This window comes from Streptomyces sp. NPDC002793 (assembly GCF_040295485.1).
Classification (GTDB): domain Bacteria; phylum Actinomycetota; class Actinomycetes; order Streptomycetales; family Streptomycetaceae; genus Streptomyces.
Genome location: NZ_JBEOVL010000055.1, coordinates 26,623 through 44,371, shown reverse-complemented (window position 1 = coordinate 44,371; position 17,749 = coordinate 26,623). Strand labels below are relative to the sequence as shown.

16 protein-coding genes and 2 pseudogenes are annotated in these 17,749 nt (G+C 67.9%); 8 read left to right on the top strand and 10 right to left on the bottom strand.

Translation table 11 applies throughout. From position 1 onward, the window contains the following. Positions 1 to 72: 72 nt before the first annotated feature. From ABT001_RS32250 to ABT001_RS32240, 3 genes are all read right to left on the bottom strand, one after another. Positions 73 to 474, bottom strand: coding sequence for a toxin Doc (locus ABT001_RS32250; protein WP_351284863.1), 402 nt, complete (start codon positions 472 to 474; stop codon positions 73 to 75). A gap of 3 nt (positions 475 to 477) precedes the next feature. After that, entirely contained in the window at positions 478 to 717 is a 240-nt protein-coding gene (locus ABT001_RS32245; protein WP_351284861.1) for an antitoxin MazE7, read from the bottom strand. Between the two features lie 187 nt (positions 718 to 904). After that, positions 905 to 1,237, bottom strand: a complete 333-nt coding sequence (locus ABT001_RS32240; RefSeq protein WP_351284859.1) for a hypothetical protein — start codon at positions 1,235 to 1,237, stop codon at positions 905 to 907. An 865-nt stretch (positions 1,238 to 2,102) separates the two neighbouring features. On the opposite strand from ABT001_RS32240, the gene ABT001_RS32235 reads away from it, so the two are divergent. The 3 genes from ABT001_RS32235 (at position 2,103) to ABT001_RS32225 (ending at position 6,262) form a co-directional block, all read left to right on the top strand. Next, positions 2,103 to 2,786 (top strand): hypothetical protein, encoded by a 684-nt coding sequence (locus ABT001_RS32235; protein WP_351284857.1) that lies wholly within the window; start codon positions 2,103 to 2,105, stop codon positions 2,784 to 2,786. After that, entirely contained in the window at positions 2,783 to 5,377 is a 2,595-nt protein-coding gene (locus ABT001_RS32230) for a helicase associated domain-containing protein (RefSeq protein ID WP_502967558.1), read from the top strand. The genes ABT001_RS32235 and ABT001_RS32230 overlap by 4 nt, the downstream gene beginning before the upstream one ends. A gap of 126 nt (positions 5,378 to 5,503) precedes the next feature. Continuing rightward, the gene (locus ABT001_RS32225) at positions 5,504 to 6,262 is read left to right on the top strand and encodes a transposase family protein (RefSeq protein WP_351284854.1); all 759 of its coding nucleotides are present in this window, start codon (positions 5,504 to 5,506) and stop codon (positions 6,260 to 6,262) included. A 108-nt stretch (positions 6,263 to 6,370) separates the two neighbouring features. On the opposite strand, the gene ABT001_RS32220 is transcribed toward ABT001_RS32225, so the two are convergent. Together ABT001_RS32220 and ABT001_RS32215 are read right to left on the bottom strand one after the other, a co-directional pair. Beyond that, positions 6,371 to 6,763, bottom strand: coding sequence for a hypothetical protein (locus ABT001_RS32220; protein WP_351284852.1), 393 nt, complete (start codon positions 6,761 to 6,763; stop codon positions 6,371 to 6,373). Positions 6,764 to 6,918: 155 nt separating this feature from the next. Continuing rightward, a pseudogene (locus ABT001_RS32215) lies at positions 6,919 to 7,764 on the bottom strand (IS701 family transposase); the annotation flags it as partial. A gap of 163 nt (positions 7,765 to 7,927) precedes the next feature. On the opposite strand from ABT001_RS32215, the gene ABT001_RS32210 reads away from it, so the two are divergent. Beyond that, positions 7,928 to 8,431, top strand: coding sequence for an NUDIX hydrolase (locus tag ABT001_RS32210; RefSeq protein ID WP_351284850.1), 504 nt, complete (start codon positions 7,928 to 7,930; stop codon positions 8,429 to 8,431). Positions 8,432 to 8,756: 325 nt separating this feature from the next. Here ABT001_RS32210 and ABT001_RS32205 read toward each other — a convergent pair. The 3 genes and pseudogenes from ABT001_RS32205 to ABT001_RS32195 all read right to left on the bottom strand — a co-directional run. Continuing rightward, positions 8,757 to 9,896 (bottom strand): annotated as a pseudogene (locus ABT001_RS32205) (IS701 family transposase); the annotation flags it as partial. Positions 9,897 to 10,044: 148 nt separating this feature from the next. Then, positions 10,045 to 10,560: a hypothetical protein gene (locus ABT001_RS32200; RefSeq protein WP_351284848.1), complete on the bottom strand. Its 516-nt coding sequence runs from the start codon at positions 10,558 to 10,560 to the stop codon at positions 10,045 to 10,047. 16 nt (positions 10,561 to 10,576) lie between these two features. Next, positions 10,577 to 12,385, bottom strand: a complete 1,809-nt coding sequence (locus tag ABT001_RS32195) for a hypothetical protein (RefSeq protein ID WP_351284847.1) — start codon at positions 12,383 to 12,385, stop codon at positions 10,577 to 10,579. Between the two features lie 767 nt (positions 12,386 to 13,152). Here ABT001_RS32195 and ABT001_RS32190 point away from each other — a divergent pair. The 3 genes from ABT001_RS32190 (at position 13,153) to ABT001_RS32180 (ending at position 15,564) form a co-directional block, all read left to right on the top strand. Further along, entirely contained in the window at positions 13,153 to 14,064 is a 912-nt protein-coding gene (locus ABT001_RS32190) for a hypothetical protein (protein ID WP_351284845.1), read from the top strand. Positions 14,065 to 14,205: 141 nt separating this feature from the next. After that, positions 14,206 to 14,550 (top strand): hypothetical protein, encoded by a 345-nt coding sequence (locus tag ABT001_RS32185; RefSeq protein ID WP_351284843.1) that lies wholly within the window; start codon positions 14,206 to 14,208, stop codon positions 14,548 to 14,550. A 12-nt stretch (positions 14,551 to 14,562) separates the two neighbouring features. Further along, positions 14,563 to 15,564 (top strand): DUF4238 domain-containing protein, encoded by a 1,002-nt coding sequence (locus tag ABT001_RS32180; protein WP_351284841.1) that lies wholly within the window; start codon positions 14,563 to 14,565, stop codon positions 15,562 to 15,564. Between the two features lie 210 nt (positions 15,565 to 15,774). Here the strand turns inward: ABT001_RS32180 and ABT001_RS32170 are convergent, their stop codons facing one another. Beyond that, positions 15,775 to 16,224: a GNAT family N-acetyltransferase gene (locus ABT001_RS32170; RefSeq protein WP_351284864.1), complete on the bottom strand. Its 450-nt coding sequence runs from the start codon at positions 16,222 to 16,224 to the stop codon at positions 15,775 to 15,777. A 202-nt stretch (positions 16,225 to 16,426) separates the two neighbouring features. Between ABT001_RS32170 and ABT001_RS32165 the strand changes: the two genes are divergently transcribed. After that, positions 16,427 to 17,137, top strand: a complete 711-nt coding sequence (locus ABT001_RS32165; protein ID WP_351284839.1) for an IS6 family transposase — start codon at positions 16,427 to 16,429, stop codon at positions 17,135 to 17,137. Positions 17,138 to 17,364: 227 nt separating this feature from the next. Here the strand turns inward: ABT001_RS32165 and ABT001_RS32160 are convergent, their stop codons facing one another. After that, positions 17,365 to 17,745 carry a DUF6009 family protein gene (locus ABT001_RS32160; protein ID WP_351284837.1) on the bottom strand — a complete coding sequence of 127 codons (381 nt, stop codon included), beginning with the start codon at positions 17,743 to 17,745 and terminating at the stop codon, positions 17,365 to 17,367. Positions 17,746 to 17,749: the final 4 nt, after the last annotated feature.

Genomic DNA, 17,749 nt, shown 5'->3' with positions numbered 1-17,749 from the left:
CAAGACCTTGGAGGGCGGCCAGCACTGCGACCGGGATGCCCAGTTCCGCTATCTCAACGAGCAGGTCCGCGATCATCGGGACGCCGGCCAGCCAGAGTCTGTCCGCAAGGATCGCAGTCGCTCTGCGAGGGCGTACGAGTCCAATTGCAGGGTTCGGATGTCGGCGATCAGGTCACGCCACGCTTCGAACTTGGTGTTGATCTGCTCGCCGTGCATTCCCAGGTAGGCGACGGCGACGCCGAACCCGTACAGCTCGTTGCGAGCGGGTAGTGGACGTAGGAGAACGCACTCTTCCAGCATCACAGCGGCCCGCCAGAAGGGGTCGGGGGTGTGCTGGTCGTGGCGGGGAGGGTCGGTCTTGTGCCGGGCGGCCAGGCCGGCGAACACGGAGTAGTCGTTGACGGCCAGGTCGTCCAGCAGGTCGGCCTGACGCTCTAGGAACCAGCGGTAATCGACGTAGTACTCGGCAGGCACAGGTCAGGCCGCCCGCGGAGCGAGCGCGGCCGCCGCGGGTCCGCCGTATTCGGCGTCGAATGCTCTGGCCGTCGCCGAGTCGCCGGTCACCCGGCGGAAGATCTCTGCACCCTCATCGAGCGCGCGCTCACGCCTCTTCTCCGCGGCCACCTGCGCCAGGTAGCCATCCAGCGGAAGACCTTCTGCATCGGCCAGGGCCTGCAGCGCGTCCAGGGTGGTGTCGTCGATCTCAATGCCAGCCATGCGTCGAGTATGCCGCGCCCATCCGTACCAGGACCACCCACCTCTACAGAAAACTGCGGAGGACGGCGGGCCCCCTGGCGTCGGCGCCCCGGCCGGGTGAAGCTGGACAGCACTGCGCCCCGCCCGCTGATCAAGCTTCTTGCGCCAGGGCCTGTTCCCTCTCACTCCACGCAGGGAGCAGTGCTTCTCAAGGTGTGGAGTCCGCGGCGAGGCTGGTTGCGATCCATGCGGCGAGGGCAGTGGTGGCTGCCGGGTCTACATGGGCGAGACGGCCAGTGAAGGCGAGCTCGCTTACGTCGGCTGGGGTCCCGATGCGGGCGAGGGCAGAGAGCAGCGCTGCGTGGGCGCGTACAGCTGCGGGCAGGGTGGCGGCGGCTGCGGTGCGTGCAGCGGGATCCGTGTAGTGGCCACTGTGGTCGGCGAGGGCTTGGGCGAGCCAGGCGTCGACCTTCTCGACCCGCCAGTCCCCCCGCTGCGCGAGATGGTCCCGGGCGGCTTCATCACCAGCCTGGCTCACCATCGGGGGCCTGGGGAGCTGGCTTGCTGGGCCAGTTCGTCGGCCCTCTCGGCAATGCGCTGCTGCACCTCGAGCTCGGCCTGCACGGCTTCCTGTCGGCGCTGCTCGATCGCGGTCCTCCTGGACGAAGAGGTCGGTGTCCGGTGTGTAGGGGGCCGTGGTGCCGGCGAGCAGCTACTCGATGCGCTCCCACTCGGCGAGCACCGCTTCGCCGCGGCTTCCGTCGTCAGCTGACTCCTCGTGCCGTAGGTCCAGGCGACGGTCGAGGCGCGCGCATTCGAGGGCGACGAGGACGTCTGCGTGGGTCAGGCCTGTCGCCCTGCGTCAAGCCGAGGAGCGGCCGGCTGTCATCGGGTCGACGCGGGGGCGAGGAGCGGCTGTTGTCGTCCGGCTCCGTGGGACGCGGGAGTTCCAGCGGTGGGGGCGGGGGTGGTCATAGCGTCTCCGTGGTGGTTGGGGAAAGGGCGCCGGGCGCGACCCTGGAATCGTGCTTCGCCCGCAGTTCTGGTTTATCGCATTTCGTCGTTTCGGGTGCAGGAGAGCCGAATTAGTTCATTCGACCTTGGGAATTCAGGCGTCTTTCAGGCCCGCATCGTGCTCAGGGCCCCGTCGGGGTCGACGTGGCGCTGCCCAGCCGTCGTGTCCAGGATGGTCGGGGTGGAGTGGGTAAGAGGTGGCCTCGGATGGTCATACGCCCAGGTCTTCCGGCCTGTTGGGCTTGTGTGTCGGCAGGTGGGGTGCGGAGTTCGGTGGCCTCGTGGAGTGGATCTGAGGGCTGTAGCGCATTTCTTCTCTGACATCCCCACACCAGGACTCCCATTAGAAACTTTTCTTGTCGTCTTCCTAGCGTGACGTATAGGCTGTCTTTATGGGTGATGACGTGTGGGTCGATGACGGCGAGCGGGACGAGGGCGTCGGTTTCGTTACGGCGCTTCAGGACCTGCTGTGGGCCGAGGCGAAGCGGCGTGAGGGCATCCCTGCGGATGGGCATCCGCACAGTGTGGACGCCCTGCGTCCGGAGTCGCCTGCAGCGCGGCGGCTGCATCTGCGGCACCTGGAGGTCGCCGCCGAGTGCGGTGAGATCGCCGAGCGGGTGATGAAGGAGGCCGCAGCACGGGCCGGGCGGGCGGGGGCGAGCTACCCGGAGATGGGGGCTGCGGCGAGGATCACTCGGCAGAGCGCGCGGAACCGGTGGCCGCAGGCCGTGGGCACCCGCTGGACCCTGCACACCCTGACGGGACGCCAGCCCCCGCACGATACGGACACCGTGATGACGCGCAGCAGGGAGAAGGCCGTCATCACCGGGTGGGACGCGGTCCGCAAGGGCGACGCCGCCACCGGCGGTGTTCTCGCCGCCGTGGTCAGCGACTCCGAGCACCGGGTGGTGTGGGCCTCCCTCTTCGATCCCGCCGAGTACGACGCCGTCGTCGTCGAAGTCCCCGACGACCTGGTCGACATCCCCTCCGGCGACAGCGAAGCCCACCAGGCGTGGGCCGACCGGTGGGCCCTGTTCGTGGCTGCGGAGATCGAGCGCCGGACCGTGCGCGCATGAGTATCCCTTTACCGGCGGAGGCCTCTCCTGTGAGCAAGTTCGTTCTACGTTCTCACCAGCGCGAAGCTCTCGACGCGATCCTGCGCGCCCTGGAGCTGCCGCCCGGCACTCGTCTCCCGGCCCGGGGCCTGCGCACGCAGGTCATCATGGCGACCGGTTCGGGCAAGACCCTCGTCGCCGCGCGGAGTGCGGACGAGCTCCAGGCCGGCCGGGTGCTCGTCATCGTCCCCTCTCTGGATCTGCTGACCCAGACCGAGCAGGCCTGGCGGGACAGCGGCCGCACCGGCCCCGTGCTAGGCATCTCTTCACTCCGTGGTGAGGAGGCGTCCTTCCCGAACACCACCGACGCCACCGAGCTCGTCGAGTGGACCCGCAACCTCGACAAGGTGACCGTCTTCGCGACCTACGCCTCCCTCGGCCTGGGCACCCTGGAGCGCGCCCACCAGGCGGGCCTCAAGGGCTGGGACCTAATCGTCGTGGACGAAGCCCACCGCACCTCCGGCCGGATCGGGAAGCCGTGGGCCGTCGTTCACGACAACCAGCGCATCCCCGCCGCCCGGCGCCTCTACATGACCGCGACACCCCGGGTGTGGCAGCTCGACGAGGACACCCCGGGTAGGCCCGGGGAACTGGTCGCGAGCATGGAGGACGACCCCGACGGCCCGTTCGGCAGCAGGGCGTACACGCTCACCTTGTCGGATGCGGTGAGCTGGGGAATCTGTGCCCGCTACCAGGTCGTCTGTGTCGACGTCACGGACACCGAGTACCAGGACACCCTGCGCCCGGGCAGCACGGCCACCACCGAGGAGGTGCGCGGGGCGAGGATCGCCGCCCTGCAGACCGCCCTGGTGAAGGCCTCCGCCGAGGAAGGCTTCAAGCGCACCCTGACCTTCCACCACCTGGTCAAGGAAGCCGAAGCCTTCATCACCGGCCTGCCCGACGTCGCCGCCCGCCTCCACAAGGACGATCCGGAGCTCTACCCGAACATCATCTGGGCTGACTGGCTGTCCGGGGACCACAAGCCCCTTCACCGCATCCGGGTCCTGGATGAGTTCGCCACCGGCATCGCCAGCGACGGCACGGTCGTGGAGAAGAGCTACCTCGGCTCGGTGAAGGTCCTCGGGGAAGGCGTCGACACCCGCGACTGCGACAGCGTGTACTTCGCCGACGTCCGCGGCTCCATGCCCGACCTCGTACAAGCTGTCGGCCGCGCCCTGCGGATGAAGCCCGGGGAGGGCAAGACTGCCTCCCTCGTCGTCCCGATTCTTTTCAAGCCTGGCGAGAGCGCCCACAACATGCTCACCAGCAAGGCGTACGGAGACCTTGCCAAGCTCTTGGAGGCCCTGCGAGCCCACGACGCCCGCATCGTCGAGACACTCGGCCAACCCCCCTCCCCCACCCGCACCGAGCCCGCCAGCGACTCGGACATGGACGACGACGACGTCGACACCGAACAGGGGGAAGGCGACGAGGCGCAGGGGCCGAGTGCCGGGGCCCGGGAGCTGCTGAAGTTCAGCACCCCCCGCGACCCCGCGGTGCTGGCAGCGTTTATCAAGCTGCGGATCCTGGACCCCGAACACGAGCACTGGCGTCGCGGGATCGAAGCCGCTGCCTTCTACGCTGGTCGGCACGGCGGTCTGCGCGTGCCCTTCACCTTCCGCGTCCCCGGCGGCTCCTCGCAGGGCGACGACCACGAAAGCGCGGGGGACGCTGTCGGTGAGACGGGGTGGCCGGCGGCGCTGGCTGGGTTCCCGCTCGGGCAGTGGATCGCCGACGCCCGCCGCCAGTACGCCCGCGGCACCATGTCGGATGACCGGATCGCCCAGCTCGAGAAGCTCGGCATGATCTGGTCCACCGTCGACATCGCCTGGGACGAAGGCCTGTCCGCCGCCCGCGCCTGGGCACAGCTGCACGGTCACCTCCTCGCACCCTTGGATGCCACCTACGAAGGAGCGAAGGTCGGCATCTTCCTGAAGAACGCCCGTGCCGCAGCCCGCCGCGCCGACGACAATCAACTCCGCGAGGCCGAAGGACTCCCCGCTGACACCACGGGCTGGGTCCTGTCCGAAGAGCGGCGCGAGCAGCTGGAGGAGATCGACGCCTCGTGGTGCCCGGTCTGGCCCGTCACCTGGCAGCGCACCTTCTATCTCACCCGCCTCCGCCTCGAAGCCGGCGAACCTCTGCCCACCCGGCCCGGGCAGGCCTTGGCCCAGGGCGAGGACCTCGGCCGCTGGGTCCAAGCGGTCCGTACGGGGTGGCACAAGCTCACTGGGGCGCAGCAGTGGATGTGCGCCAACGTCCTCGGCATCGAACCCGCCGATGAGGCCGAGAAGCTGAAGCCCTCGATGAGCCAGGCCCAGAAGTGGGCGATTCATCTCACCGCCGCCAAGCAGTTCTTCGAGCGGGAAGGCCACCTCAAGGTCCCCCGCAAGCACATTGAGACCATCAACATCCCGGGGACAGACGATGGCCAGGACGAGGAGCGCATGCTCAAGCTTGGTGCTTGGGTTGCGAACCAACGAACCCGTGCCGCGACCCTGACGCCCGAACGTACCGAGCAGCTATCTGCGGTTGGCATGCGATGGATGTGAGGTCAGTGAGCCTTTTCCAAGCTGATGGCGGTGGTGCGCGGTCGCTGGTGGAGGGCTGTACGGAACGACGAAGCTCCTGGTAGACGGGTTCTCGGCCAAGATCACCGCGTCCACCAGGAGCTTCGGATGCTTGTCCACCCGTCGTCGATCGATCTGTCCAGCCGCACCCTGCAGTACCGGACAAGGCAACTTGCCGACCGGCGACGTGAGATCGGGACACGCTGGCGCCGACTGACACCCTGCAGACAGGCCCTGCTCGCGCTGGCTCACCTGCGCCGCGGTGACACCTACGCCCAGCTCGCCGCAGGCTTCGGAATCGGCGTCGCGACAGCCTTCCGCTACATACGAGAGGCCATCGACGTACTCGCCGCCCTCGCACCCACCCTGGACCAGGCCATGAAGGTCGCTCGCCGCAAGGCGTTCGTCATCCTGGACGGCACCTTGCTCCCGATCGACCGCATCGCCGCCGACCGTCCGTACTACTCCGGGAAGCACAAACGCCACGGCATGAACGTCCAGGTCCTGACCGACCCTCTCGGCCAGATCGTCTGGGCCTCTCCGGCCCTGCCCGGGTCTACCCATGACCTGACCGCCACTCGTGCTCACGGCCTCGTCGATGCCCTGCGGCAGGCCGGGTTGGACTGCTGGGCCGACCGCGCCTACCAAGGCGCCGGCCGCCATATCCGCGTGCCGATCCGGGGCCGGAAACTCAAGCGATGGCAGCGGCATCACAACACCACCCATGCCAAGATCCGCTGTGTCGGCGAACGGGCGATGGCCACGCTGAAGACCTGGCGCCTCCTCCGCAAGATCAGGTGCAGCACCAACCGCATCACCGACCTCGTCCGCGCCGTCCTCACGCTTCATCTCGCCACGTCAGCGTGAGAGTGGAAAGGGCTCACTACCCGACGACAACACGAAAACCTCAGTAGGAACCCGTCTCGGAACCCACATCGAGGGTTCCGGGACGAGTTCTGTGTGGTCGGAGAGGCTTTAGCAGGTGATCGACTTGGTGGGGCCTGTCCTGCTGTCGGTGTTCTCCCCGTCGATCCACACTCGCCAGGTGTCAGTACCACTGCACTTGTTCGTCACGCGAGCGTTGCCGGAGCTGTCGCCGCTGGCGTCCCAGCCGTCACTGTTCGAGGTGACCCAGATCCCCAGGACCTTGCGCTGAATCTTGATCTTCATGTCACCGCAGCCGCTGCCGGTCCAGGCACCGTGACCGGTGACCCAGGAATCTCCGGTGGAAACTCCGGTCTTCAGCACATTGCCAGCCCTAAGGCTGCAAGAGGCTGCGGCAGCCGGTGACCCTCCCGCGAGGACGAGTCCCCCGGCCATGACGCCGCCGAGCACAGCGGACACAGTCTTGTTCTTGAAGTTACGCACAGCGATTCCTCCTAGGAGCAGTGATGAGGCGGCCCATGACACGCCCTCTGGAGATCGCCCCAGACGCACTGGCGGGCCGGGTGAAGCAGACTGTAGGGAGGGCTGTCGCTGGCGGGCAATGCGCACGGTGCGCAGTTGCGGGGTGGCGGCTGTTCACGGTGCACGGTCAGCGATGCGGAGTGCGTGGACGAGTTCGTGGGTGCCGGGGCCAGGCCCGGGGCCGGCTCGGCGAGGTCGACGACGGCCCAGTCGTAGAACCGATGCCCCTTCGCGCCGCGCCCGGCCGAGAGCTTCTGCCAGGCCCGCGTGGGTACCTTTCGCGCCAGAGCAACAGTACAGAACTTGCCTGCGAGGGTGAGCACTTCGGCCGAGCACGCCAACGCGAGGGCATAGCCGATGCCGCGGTCCTCCAGAACCGTACGGAGTTTCGGGTTGCCGCCGTAGACCTCGTCCCCGGTGACCCAGCCGACGTAGTGTCCGGCGTCCAGGAACCGTTCGATCATCGTGCGGGCCAAGTCCGGCTTGGTCGCGAAGACGGTGTCTGGGCCGAGTCCGGCTGCCCGGCAGCGGTCCGGGTCTGATGTCCAAGAGCGCGGGATGCACAGCTCCCGGTCCACCGCCGCGTGCCCACGCATTCCGGCGAAGACGAGGTAGACCGCGACCTGGGAGTTCTCGATCCGGCTGGCCGTTCCGGTGTACTGGCGCTGGACCCCGACCGTGTGGGTGCCCTTCTTCACGTCGCCGGTCTCGTCGACCACCAGGACCGCGGCGTCGTCATGTAGGTGCTCGACGACGTATTCGCGCACGTCATCACAGACGGCATCGGCATCCCAGACGGCCTGGCACAGCAGATGCTGCATACCGAGCGGGCTGGCCTCCCCGGCCCATTCTGCGATCGTCCAGCAGTTCTTGCGCGGCAGGTCCGACAGCAGGCCCAGCACCAGCCGTCCGGCCCGCAGCCGGGGCTCGACCCGGGCAAACCGGCCCGCAACCCGGCCCATGGCGACCTCGAAGGCTGCCCGCCACCGACCGGGATCGATGCTGTGACCTGCGGCCACCGTCTCTTCGTCAGTCCACACAACTCACGATGATCAACGATGGTTGCACCTCTCTCCGCGGCGACCCCGGTCACTGACGATCCGGCCATCACATACGGTCTGCGGCATGACAGTTGAAAATGTGAAGGCCCCCAGACTCCGGGTGCAGTTGGTCATCGGCATCATCCGTCGAGACGACGCGATCCTGCTCGTACGAGAGAGTCTCGGCACCGACGGCGAGATGCTCTGGTCGCTGCCCGGTGGAGGGGTCGAGGACGGCGAGCTCCTGCACGAGGCTCTCCGACGTGAGCTGCGAGAAGAGACCGGGCTGCTGGTCGGCGACCCGGTGCGGACCGCATTCCTCATGCACATCGACTCCGAGCAACACCCCTCGGCCTTGGCCGCCGCCTTCGAGATCGACGAGTGGGCAGGGGACCTCACACCGCAGGACGACGACGTCGAACAAGCCGCCTTTTTTGCCCTGCCCGAAGCCCTGAAACTGCTTGGCGAACTGGACAGCGCAACACAGCGGGAGCCCATCGTCGGCTACCTGACCGGAACCATCGCGCCGGGGACCACCTGGCTGTACCGCAACCGGGACGCGGAGGAAACGCTCGTCGCCCGCTGGTGACGCAAGACAGCGGCCACCCCATGGAGATCACGATCTACAGCTGGAGTACTAGTACTCCAGTCGCGCTTCTTCATTTGTCCTGGTCACAGGGCCTTCTTCGAGTCTAGTTTGCTGACGTTTCATTAGGTGGGCGGAGGTTCGTGACTCACCCGATCGAGGTGCGTGCGGCCCTGGTAGTGGCAATGGCGGGCGATGGCCTGGTGACGTCGGCGCCAGTGGGACCAGTAGAGCCGGCGGGTGGGTTGCCGGTGCCGGGCTGCGGGGGGATGGGCAAGGTCCAGGAGCCGTCGGATTTCTGCCACGGTGAGGGGAACGAGGCTGCTCGAACCGTTTCTGCGGCCCCCTTTTCGAGGGCGTGGGCTGTCATCGCGGCCAGGAAGGCGTGCGCAAGCATCGCCAAGGTGATGTGGCGGTACCAGCCGACGTAGCGGCGGACTTCGTACTGGTCCAGGCCGCACTCGTTCTTCGCGGCCTGGAAGCACTCCTCGATGGCCCACCGTGCGCCCGCCACCCGAACCAGTTCGGCGACGGTGGCGTCAGCCGGCGCGAAGGCCAGGTAATGGGCGATCTCCTTGGGACGCGCCAGGCTGCGGCGGGCTAGCACCCAGCGGTAATGGGTGGACTTCTCGCCGTCGATGGCGGGCAGCTTGGCCGCGGCCCAGTCGTAGACGCGCGACCCCTTCGCACCCTCACCGCAAGAGATCCGCTCCCATGCCTCAGCAGGGGCGCCGGTAAGAACATGGTCGATGCGCCAACTGCCCGCCGAGGACTTGACCTGCTGTGACTTGGGCACCGCCAGGACGTAGCTCACGCCTGCCTCCTCCAGCATGCGCCGGAAGTGCCACTCCTGCCCGTAGGCCGCGTCGGCGGTGACCCAGGCGATCGGCAGGGCTGAGTCCAGGGCCCGCTGGACCATGGCGCGTGCAAGTTCCGGCTTGGTCGCGAAGGGCTTGCCCTCGGGGATCCGGGCCACGCGGCAGCGATCGGGGTCCTCGGCCCATGACCTGGGCAGATAGAGCTCGCGGTCCACCAGGGCCCGACCCTTGGCAGAGGCGTACGCGGCGAACACCCCGATCTGGCAATTCTCGGTGCGGCCGGCGGTGCCGGAATACTGCCTTTGCACCCCGGCGGAGACGGTGCCCTTCTTGAGGAAACCGGTGTCGTCCACGATCAGCACACCGTCCGGCTGCCCAAGCCGCTCGGCCACGTATTCCTGCAGGTCATCGCGGATCTCATCCGGATCCCATTGGCACCACGACAGCAGCCGCTGCAGCCCATACGGGGTGTCGTGGCCCGCGTGCTCGGCTATCTGCCAGCTGTTCTTCCGTCCCACCGGCCCCAGCAAACCCCGCACGTAGTCGCGCATCCGCCGCCGCGGCTCGACCCGGCCGAACCGCTCGCCGACCCGCAGCAGCAACGACTGCAACTCGGCTTCCCATAGGCCTACTTCGACATCACTCTCCATCTCCATGACTGGTTCAACGCGCCTCGATCGGGTGAGTCACGAACCTCCGCCCACCTGATGAAAGGTCAGCAAACTAGACTCGAAGAAGGCCCTGTGACCAGGACAAATGAAGAAGCGCGACTGGAGTACTAGCCGGGTTCACGCCGGATCACGACGGCGGGGCGGACCCGGCGCGTAGACGGTCGAGGACTGCCTCTTCTTGAAGCGCGATAGCCCGACGGCAGCAGGGATTGGCCTTCTCGTCGTCCTCGGCTATGCGGCCGCTGAGTTGCGACATCAGTACGGCCTCGTAGCAAGACCAGAGAATCGCCAGCGTGTCGTACGCAGACACCGAGCCCTCAGCTGCCTCGAAGAGTCGGACCAAGGCCATCATGAATGGGCCTACCGCTGGCCTGATGGGCACCTCGGGCAGTACGTCGTACCCCGCCAGGAAGTTCCTCGCGAGCGCGTCATCAATTGGCCGGTGCGCGAGTGAGTGGCCTCGCACGGGAACGGCCGACGCGATCAGGGTCGCGTACTCGGCGGGGAAGAGTTCCTCGAAAGGCGGCTCGAAGAGCGGGACCGTCCTTTCGATGACGTGCAGTGCCAAGCCTGTCAGCGTGGCACTGTCAAGATCTTCCAAGCGGCCCTCATAAGGCCCGATGGTGTTCTGCCAGAACTCCACGAGTGTCCTAGTCGGTCTATCTGGGCTGTTCCCACAGTTGGATGTCAGGATATCCACTCGCCCTGCCTGCGCAGTTCTGCCCTGGGCGGCCGTCGCGCCTTGTGAGGCCGCATGCCGGGCGGGATGAAGCAATGATCCCATCCCTGTCGTACTCCTTTTCGTCGATCAAGTTGAAGAGGATCTGCTCAGCATCGCTCTGGAGACCCGGGGCCATGGAGGGGTCGTACGCCCGGCGGTATCCGAGCTTCTTAGCCAGGTCACCCAGCTTGGGGGTCGTGCCATTGCGCGCCACGGCGTACACCAGCTCACCGCCGAGTTGGGCGGTCGCGACCGTTGTTCCCTTGTCGGCGCGAGTTCCTACGCCGAACGTGTCATGCAGGGCCTTGGCATCAGCCAGTAGCTTCTGTGGACTGACCGTCGCAGTCGCTGCCGTACCATCGGAGACGAGTCTGCCAACGCAGTCTCCAGCAGTCACTGTCGAGGCGTAGGACGCGTGCTGGACGCCGCCGAGTTGGACGGACACCTGCGAACCAAGGCTCTTTGGCCGCGAGCAGTTCCCATCACGGCGTTCTTGTCGCGCCCGTTCGGCGAGTTGCTTCGCCTCGACCTTGGCCAGTGCGCGCGCGTCGATGAAGGTGTTGGCGCGCAGTGGGTAGGTGAGGCGGACCCTGCAGCCGCAGCGATCGGCGTCGGCCTGGGCCTGAGCCTGTACGCGGGCCGCGACCGAGGCGTAGAGCGGTCCGGCTCCCGGGTTGGAGCACTTCAGGGTGCCCGAGACGTTGCTGCCCCGGACGGGGAAGGTGCGCTGCGGGCTGGTGCACTCGCCGGCGGGTTTGCCGTCGATGGTGAACGTGGCGCTCATCACCGCGGTGACCTCGCCCTTGGTGACGCGTTCCCGTCGGGCGATGGAGGTGACCTCCCCAGTGAAGCTCTGGGTGGCGGTGCAGCCCTCCGGGTTGCAGTCCATCTCGCCCGCGCCGTCGAGGGTGAAGGTGATGCCCCGGTCGGTCGCGTTCTCCAGCTGGTCGGCATATGCGACCAGGGTGTCGAACATCTTGTCGGCGGCGCCGGCGACGATCGGGGTCAGGTCCATTCCCTCGCCGTCGCCAGCCGCCAGGGGCCCGGTGGTCACCGTGCGGGGAGATGTCGGTGCTTCACCGTTCTCCAGCTTGTCCTTCATATCGGCGAGGCCGTCGCGAAGGTCGTACGCCTCCAGCCGAAGCACGCGGTGTGGCTTCTCCTTCGTCACCAGCAGGTGGCCGGCGGAGGTGTTGATGCCGAGCGCGGGCGTTCCGTTCACGGTCAACGGCCGCTGCCCGGGCGCGCCCGACGTCTTCGCGTCGTTCGCCACCGGGGGCGGTGACTTCTCCAGGCCATGCAGAGCCTTATCCAGTACGGCAGCCAGCTTCGGCGGGGCGATGGTGCGGGCCAGGGCCTCGTCCATCAGCTTTGAGCCGTCGTCCAGCCCCACGGTCCACTCGCTGGGCGGCGCCTTCTCGCCGGCCGCCACGTCCTTCCTGGGGGCGGGGTCGACCTGCCACCGGGTGAACTTCTTGCCACCGATGCGCAGCACGTCCCGACCGCTGTCGTTCCGGCCGGAGGACGTGGTGCCGAACTGGCTGCCGTCGGCGGTGACGGTGATGTCGTTCTCGGTGATGCCGAGGGTCGAGGTGTCCTTGTAACGCAGGCCTGGGGCGTCGGCCAGGTCGTCGACGGCCGCCCGGAACGGCTGGAGGTCCCGCCCGGCCGCCTGTGTCTCGTCGGAGTCGGAGGACGTCAGGGACAGAAGCCCAGCCACCAGTGCCACGGCGACCAGACCGACCACGCCAGCCAGTGCTGCCTGTCGGCGTCGGGACAGAGCCCGGAACCGCGCTATCCAAGGCCTGTCGGCCGGTCGACCGGCGGCCACCGAGGGCTGAGCTGGGGCCGTGGGCGGGGTAGCCCAGCCCGGCGGGGTGGCGGCGGGCGGCGGCGAAATCTCCGAAAGGGGCGGGGGCGGCGGGATAGCGGGGAGTGGTGGCGTGTTGGGCGTTGAGGGGGCCTCCGGTGCCGGCGTCGTGCTCGGCACGTCCCCCGGGGGGCCGAGCACAGGTTCTTCGCTGCTTGGTTCTCGTTCGGCCATGACTCCCCCTCATGCGCATCCGTCACGTGGTTCCAGGGGACTCGGTGACGGGTCACCGTGGCAGCCGATTTCGGGGCGGCTGGACCCATGTTCCCGTGGGAGCACGGAGAATACCGATCCGGATTCACTCAGTTACCGCCGTTTGAAGCCAAGTTCACAGAATCCGACCATCGCAGCCGCGAGCGCTGCCGCTCCTCCTCGGCGGGGCGAGCGGCGAAGACCCGTGGTCGATGTTCGCGGCGGCGGCAACTGGGCGAAGGTCCGCACTTCGCAGCGTGCGGGGATGGCAGGAGGTCCGCGCAGTTGATGTTCGGGGCGCCGGTGCTGGTTTCCTGGAGAGGCGGTTATGGGCGGGACAGCGCAGATGCGGGTGCGAGATCCATGAGCGCATGACGTGGGCAGCAGGCAGTCGGGCAGTACGGGATCGGGATTATGTGGCGCGGGTTCGCAGGCACCGGCCCAGTGCCCTGTTGCCGCTGATCGCGGGAGCGTCGGCAACCTATGCGCTGCAGTCGTCGTGGCAGGAGAGCCCGTATCACAAGTACCTGCCGTGGGCGCTGGCTGACGCCGCCCGGGTGTCGCTGGCGTGCGGGAACGAGTACCGCAAGGACGCGAGCGAAGCGGACCTCCTGCGGATCTTGGACATGCACTCGCAGTTGGAAGAGCCCTACATCTACGAACACGACAACGACGGGGACGCTCTGGCCCGGTTCATGCTGCGCGCCGCCGGGGAGCAGATGATCTACCAGGAGCCGGAGGGCTGGGAACTGGCGCGCGCCGCGGCGATGCTCACGCAGACGACGGGGACACGGGAGGCGCGGTGCCTGCGTCCGGGCTGGGAGGAGGAGTTGCTGGGCACGAGCCTGTCGCACTATGTCGGCATCGCCCAGCTGTTGTGGGCGTCGGCGATCAACTGCGCCGGCCGGTTCGATCCGACGTCCTTGGAGGCGCCCGGTGCCGAGCGGATCTGCGCGAAGATCCCTGCCACGACCATCCTGTCCGTGGCCGAGAAACACTTCGTGACCGATACAGCAGCCTTCCGGCAGGCCAACGAGCGGGCCCAGGTGACCACCGATCCGCTCCTGCGTCGCTACGAGTACAAGCCACGCCCCTGGTCAAGGGCTACGGCCCGGGCATGCTCGCTCCGGTCAGCCAGCTGGTTCCGGCCAAGGCAAGCCCGCTGGGCATCTACTACACCGGCGTCGCCCGGTTCGGTGATGCCTTCGCGCAGGACCTGGGCGACCTGTTCGAGGCCTACGTCGGCCGCCAGCTGGGGCTGCTGCCCGAAGCGACGGTCCTCCCGGAGATCACCTACGGCCAGAGCCAGCTCAGCGTCGACTGGATCGTCGTCACCAAGGAACTGGTGCTGCTGGTGGAGGTGAAGTCCGTGCGGCCCACCGCGCATCTGCGCCTGGCCACCGAGCTCCGGGTCAAGGAGCTGCAGCGCATGCTTGGGCACGCCTATGAGCAGATCGACAACACCGCCGCTCTGATCGCGAGCGGGCGCAAGGAGTTCGCCGCGGGTGCCCACCGACCGGCCCGTGCAGGAGCTGATCGTGACGATGGAGCCGTTCCACATCGTCAACGCCCCCATGCAGCGACCGCTTTTGCCGGCCACCACGGTGCCTGTCACGGTGTGCAGCGTCGGCGAACTGGAGGACATGCTCACCATCACCGACACCCCCGTCGGCCGGCTCCTCCTGGAGCAGGCTGCCGACTCCCGGCGCTCCACCTACGCCCTGCGCGAGGCGCTGTCGGGGCACGACCACGCCCGTAACCCTGTTCTGGACGCCGGGTGGAACAGCTACCCCTGGAGCCGTGGCGCAGCCGGACACGAGCCGTCCGAGTCCGCCGGTGCGGCACTGTAAGGGGAGGGTGGGATGGGGGCGAACACTTCCAGGGAGCACCACCTGGTGCCGAAGTACTGGCTGCGTGCCTTCGCCGAGGACGGGCACGTACGGGGGCGGTGGCGCAGCGGCACGGAGCATCGCACTCCCGTGCGGCGCGCGGCGGTGGCTCGGGACTTCAACACCGACCCCCTCGCGGGGGGCGAACGGCGCGTGGCGTTGGAGACGTACCTGGACCACCATGTCGATGGCGCGTGCGCGCCGGTTCTGCGCGCCGTGCGTGAGGGGCGGTGGCCGCTGGGCGGGGCGCGGCATGCTCTCGTGCTGGACGCGCTGGCCTGGCAGGTGGTGCGCACGCAGGCGTTCAGGTCCTTCGACGAGCAGGTCGGTCGGCAGCTCTTCCCAGTTTTGTGGGCTTCGGAGGCAGTGGGTTTCTGCGAGGAGCGGCTGAGGCGGCCGCTGTCGGACGTGGAGCGGATGGAAGTGTTCTGGACGGCCGTACGGACGGCTCCCGGCCCTTCGGTGGTCGCTGACCCGCGCTCGGCGCTGCGCGCCATGATCCGCGCTTTCGAGCGCACCCGCGATCTCCTCACCGTCCCGGGCCGTCGGCTGGTGGTGCTGCGTTCGGAGGAGCCATTGCTGGTCCTGGGCGACAGCGGTGTGGCTTTGCGCCGCAAGGACGGCACCTTCGGCCTCACTCCCCCGCTGCTGCCCGAGACGGTCGAAGTCTTTGCTCCGCTGTCACCGACGTGTCTGCTCATCTCCACACCCCGTGCGCACTACCGGCCGCAGCAGGGCCTCACGCGCAGGATCGCCGCCAAGGCCAACGCCGGGGCAGCAGCCTGGTGCCAGGACGCCGTCTACCGGCTCCCATCCATGCCCTGGCCCGCCCGACTGCGTCTCACCGGCGCCCCGCTGGAGGTCCGGCCGCCGCGGCTGACAGCGGTACCCACCCAGCAGCGGTCCGGCCCCGCACCAGCCCATCCCGAGATCCGCCGCAGCGAGCTGCGCGGGTCAGAACCGGAAGGAAATTGACGACACGGACGTGAAATCCGGGCGGAGGCCATCGGCCCGTGTGCCCCATTCCGTGAAATACGACTCCGTTATGGCCTCCGCGACGATCGGATGCAGATCCTCCTCCGTCGCGCCAGATCCTGGAGCTCCAGGATCTGCTTCACGTAGGTGGGCTGGTCGCCCAGGTACGACAAACGGTTTGATCGGAGCCGTGGCGAATGACGCGGCGTCCTACAACTCCTTGCGCAGCGCTCGGTTGACGGCGGGGTTCCTGTCGGGCCGGTACGCCGTGATCGGCGCGTACCCCTGGGCGCGGTACAGCGCCAGGGCACGGTTGTTGGCGACACCGGTCTCCAACTGCACGGCCGTGGCGCCCGTGATCCTGGCGTCGGCTTCCAGACGCAGCAGGATCTCCCGCCCCAAGGACTGGGCGCGGGCTTCAGGGCGGACGTACATCCGTTTGATCTCGGCCGTCTGCGTGCCGAGGAGCCGCCACCCGCCGCACCCGAGAGCATGGCCCTCTTCGTCTCGCGCCAGCAGAAACAACCCGCAAGGGGGGTCGAACTGAGAGGCGGGCGTATCGGCTGGATCATCAGCGAAGCCGTACATAGATCGCTGTTCGTCGTGAAGGCTCAACAGAAGCTGCTGAACCCACGGATCGTCATACGGAGCGGGAGTCATCGTCCACGCGGGTTGGAGAGCTGGAGGAGCGGCGTGTGTCATGGGCCTGATAATGCCTGGTCGACGGTGTCCAGGACATCGCTGCTTCCGGCCGGATTGAGGGGACGGGCCGCGCGGCGGTGGACGCTTCGAAGGGTGCTGTCACGTTGGCTGACCGGGGTGGGGTGGTCTTCGGGTTGGTCATGGTGGAGGGGAACCGCCCGTGGACAGTGCGCCGTCGTACAGGGGGCACCGGTATCCGGTCGAGGTGATCTCGCACTGCGTGTGGCTGTACTTCCGCTTCCCGCTCAGTTTCCGGGAGGTCGAGGAGCTGGAGCGCGGCATGATCGTCTCGTACGAGACCGTCCGGCGCTGGTGCCTGAAGTTCGGTCAGCAGTACGCCAACGGCCTGCGCCGCCGACAGCCTCAGCCCGGCGACAAGTGGCATCTGGACGAGGTCTTCATCAAGATCAACGGTGCGCAGAAATACCTGTGGCGGGCTGTAGACCAGGACGGGATGGTGCTGGACATCCTGTTGCAGAGCCGCCGGGACACGGCTGCGGCCAGGCGCTTCTTCCGCACGCTGCTGACGAAGACGGGCGGGGTGCCGCGGGTGATCGTCACGGACAAGCTCCGCTCCTACGGCGCGGCCCACCGCGAGGTCATGCCCTCCGTCGAGCACCGTTCCCACAAGGGCCTTAACAACCGGGCCGAGAACAGCCACCAGCCCACCCGGCAACAAGAACGGGCGAAGAAAGGCTTCCGCGGCGTGGGCGCCGCACAGCGGTTCCTGTCCGCGTTCAGCGGCGTCTCACCCCACTTCCGGCCCCGCCGCCACCTGCTGACCGGCACCCAACAACGCGCCGAGATGACCGCCCGCTTCCCTATCTGGGAGCAGGTCACCCACGTCACCAGCCGGCCTGTCGCGGCCTGAGCCCAGGGCCGGTACCCGGCCCCACCACACCTCGACACGCCGTCAGACACCCGCACACCCAACAACGCCCTCCTCCTGCCTGGCGGCAGACACGGAGCCGGTGTCTGCGGATGAGGACCCGTGCGGAAGCCACTGAGAAAATCGTGGAGCACCTCATCGAGCACGTCCCCACGTGGTCAGCGGGCGTGTCTCTCCACATGGGCGGACCCGGGCGGGCAGGGGCGCCGTCAGGAGGGCACTATCTCGCTTCGCAGCTTCCCTTGTGAGCGCGGGGTCTTCACCCCCACCCGGCGCGGCTCGATCGTCCGGGGGTCGACGGCTTCCCCCGGGGCGCCCTCTTTGTAGAGGCCCTCTGGATCGTTCGGCCTGTCGTGAGGCAGGAGGAAGAAGGTGCGGCGCTGGAACAGGCCGCTGTCGGGGTTGGCCTCCGCGTCCTTGTCGAGTTCCGCGTAGCCGACCATGCGGCCGTCCCGGGCGTAGCGGGGCTTTCCACCACGGCGGGCGCTCTTGTCGAGCGCCTGGCGGACGTAGTCGAGTGCGTCGAGGTCCTCGAGCCACACCACGTTCGACTCGTGTGCGAGCTGGCTTTCGTGCAGCAACGAGCTCATGGCC

Coding starts and splice junctions, on each gene's coding strand:
- ABT001_RS32235 (WP_351284857.1), top strand. CDS start 2,103: ATGGGTGATGACGTGTGGGTCGATGACGGCGAGCGGGACGAGGGCGTC.
- ABT001_RS32225 (WP_351284854.1), top strand. CDS start 5,504: ATGCTTGTCCACCCGTCGTCGATCGATCTGTCCAGCCGCACCCTGCAG.
- ABT001_RS32230 (WP_502967558.1), top strand. CDS start 2,783: ATGAGTATCCCTTTACCGGCGGAGGCCTCTCCTGTGAGCAAGTTCGTT.
- ABT001_RS32170 (WP_351284864.1), bottom strand. CDS start 16,224: ATGACTCCCGCTCCGTATGACGATCCGTGGGTTCAGCAGCTTCTGTTG.
- ABT001_RS32210 (WP_351284850.1), top strand. CDS start 7,928: ATGACAGTTGAAAATGTGAAGGCCCCCAGACTCCGGGTGCAGTTGGTC.
- ABT001_RS32245 (WP_351284861.1), bottom strand. CDS start 717: ATGGCTGGCATTGAGATCGACGACACCACCCTGGACGCGCTGCAGGCC.
- ABT001_RS32180 (WP_351284841.1), top strand. CDS start 14,563: ATGGGGGCGAACACTTCCAGGGAGCACCACCTGGTGCCGAAGTACTGG.
- ABT001_RS32160 (WP_351284837.1), bottom strand. CDS start 17,745: ATGAGCTCGTTGCTGCACGAAAGCCAGCTCGCACACGAGTCGAACGTG.
- ABT001_RS32240 (WP_351284859.1), bottom strand. CDS start 1,237: ATGGTGAGCCAGGCTGGTGATGAAGCCGCCCGGGACCATCTCGCGCAG.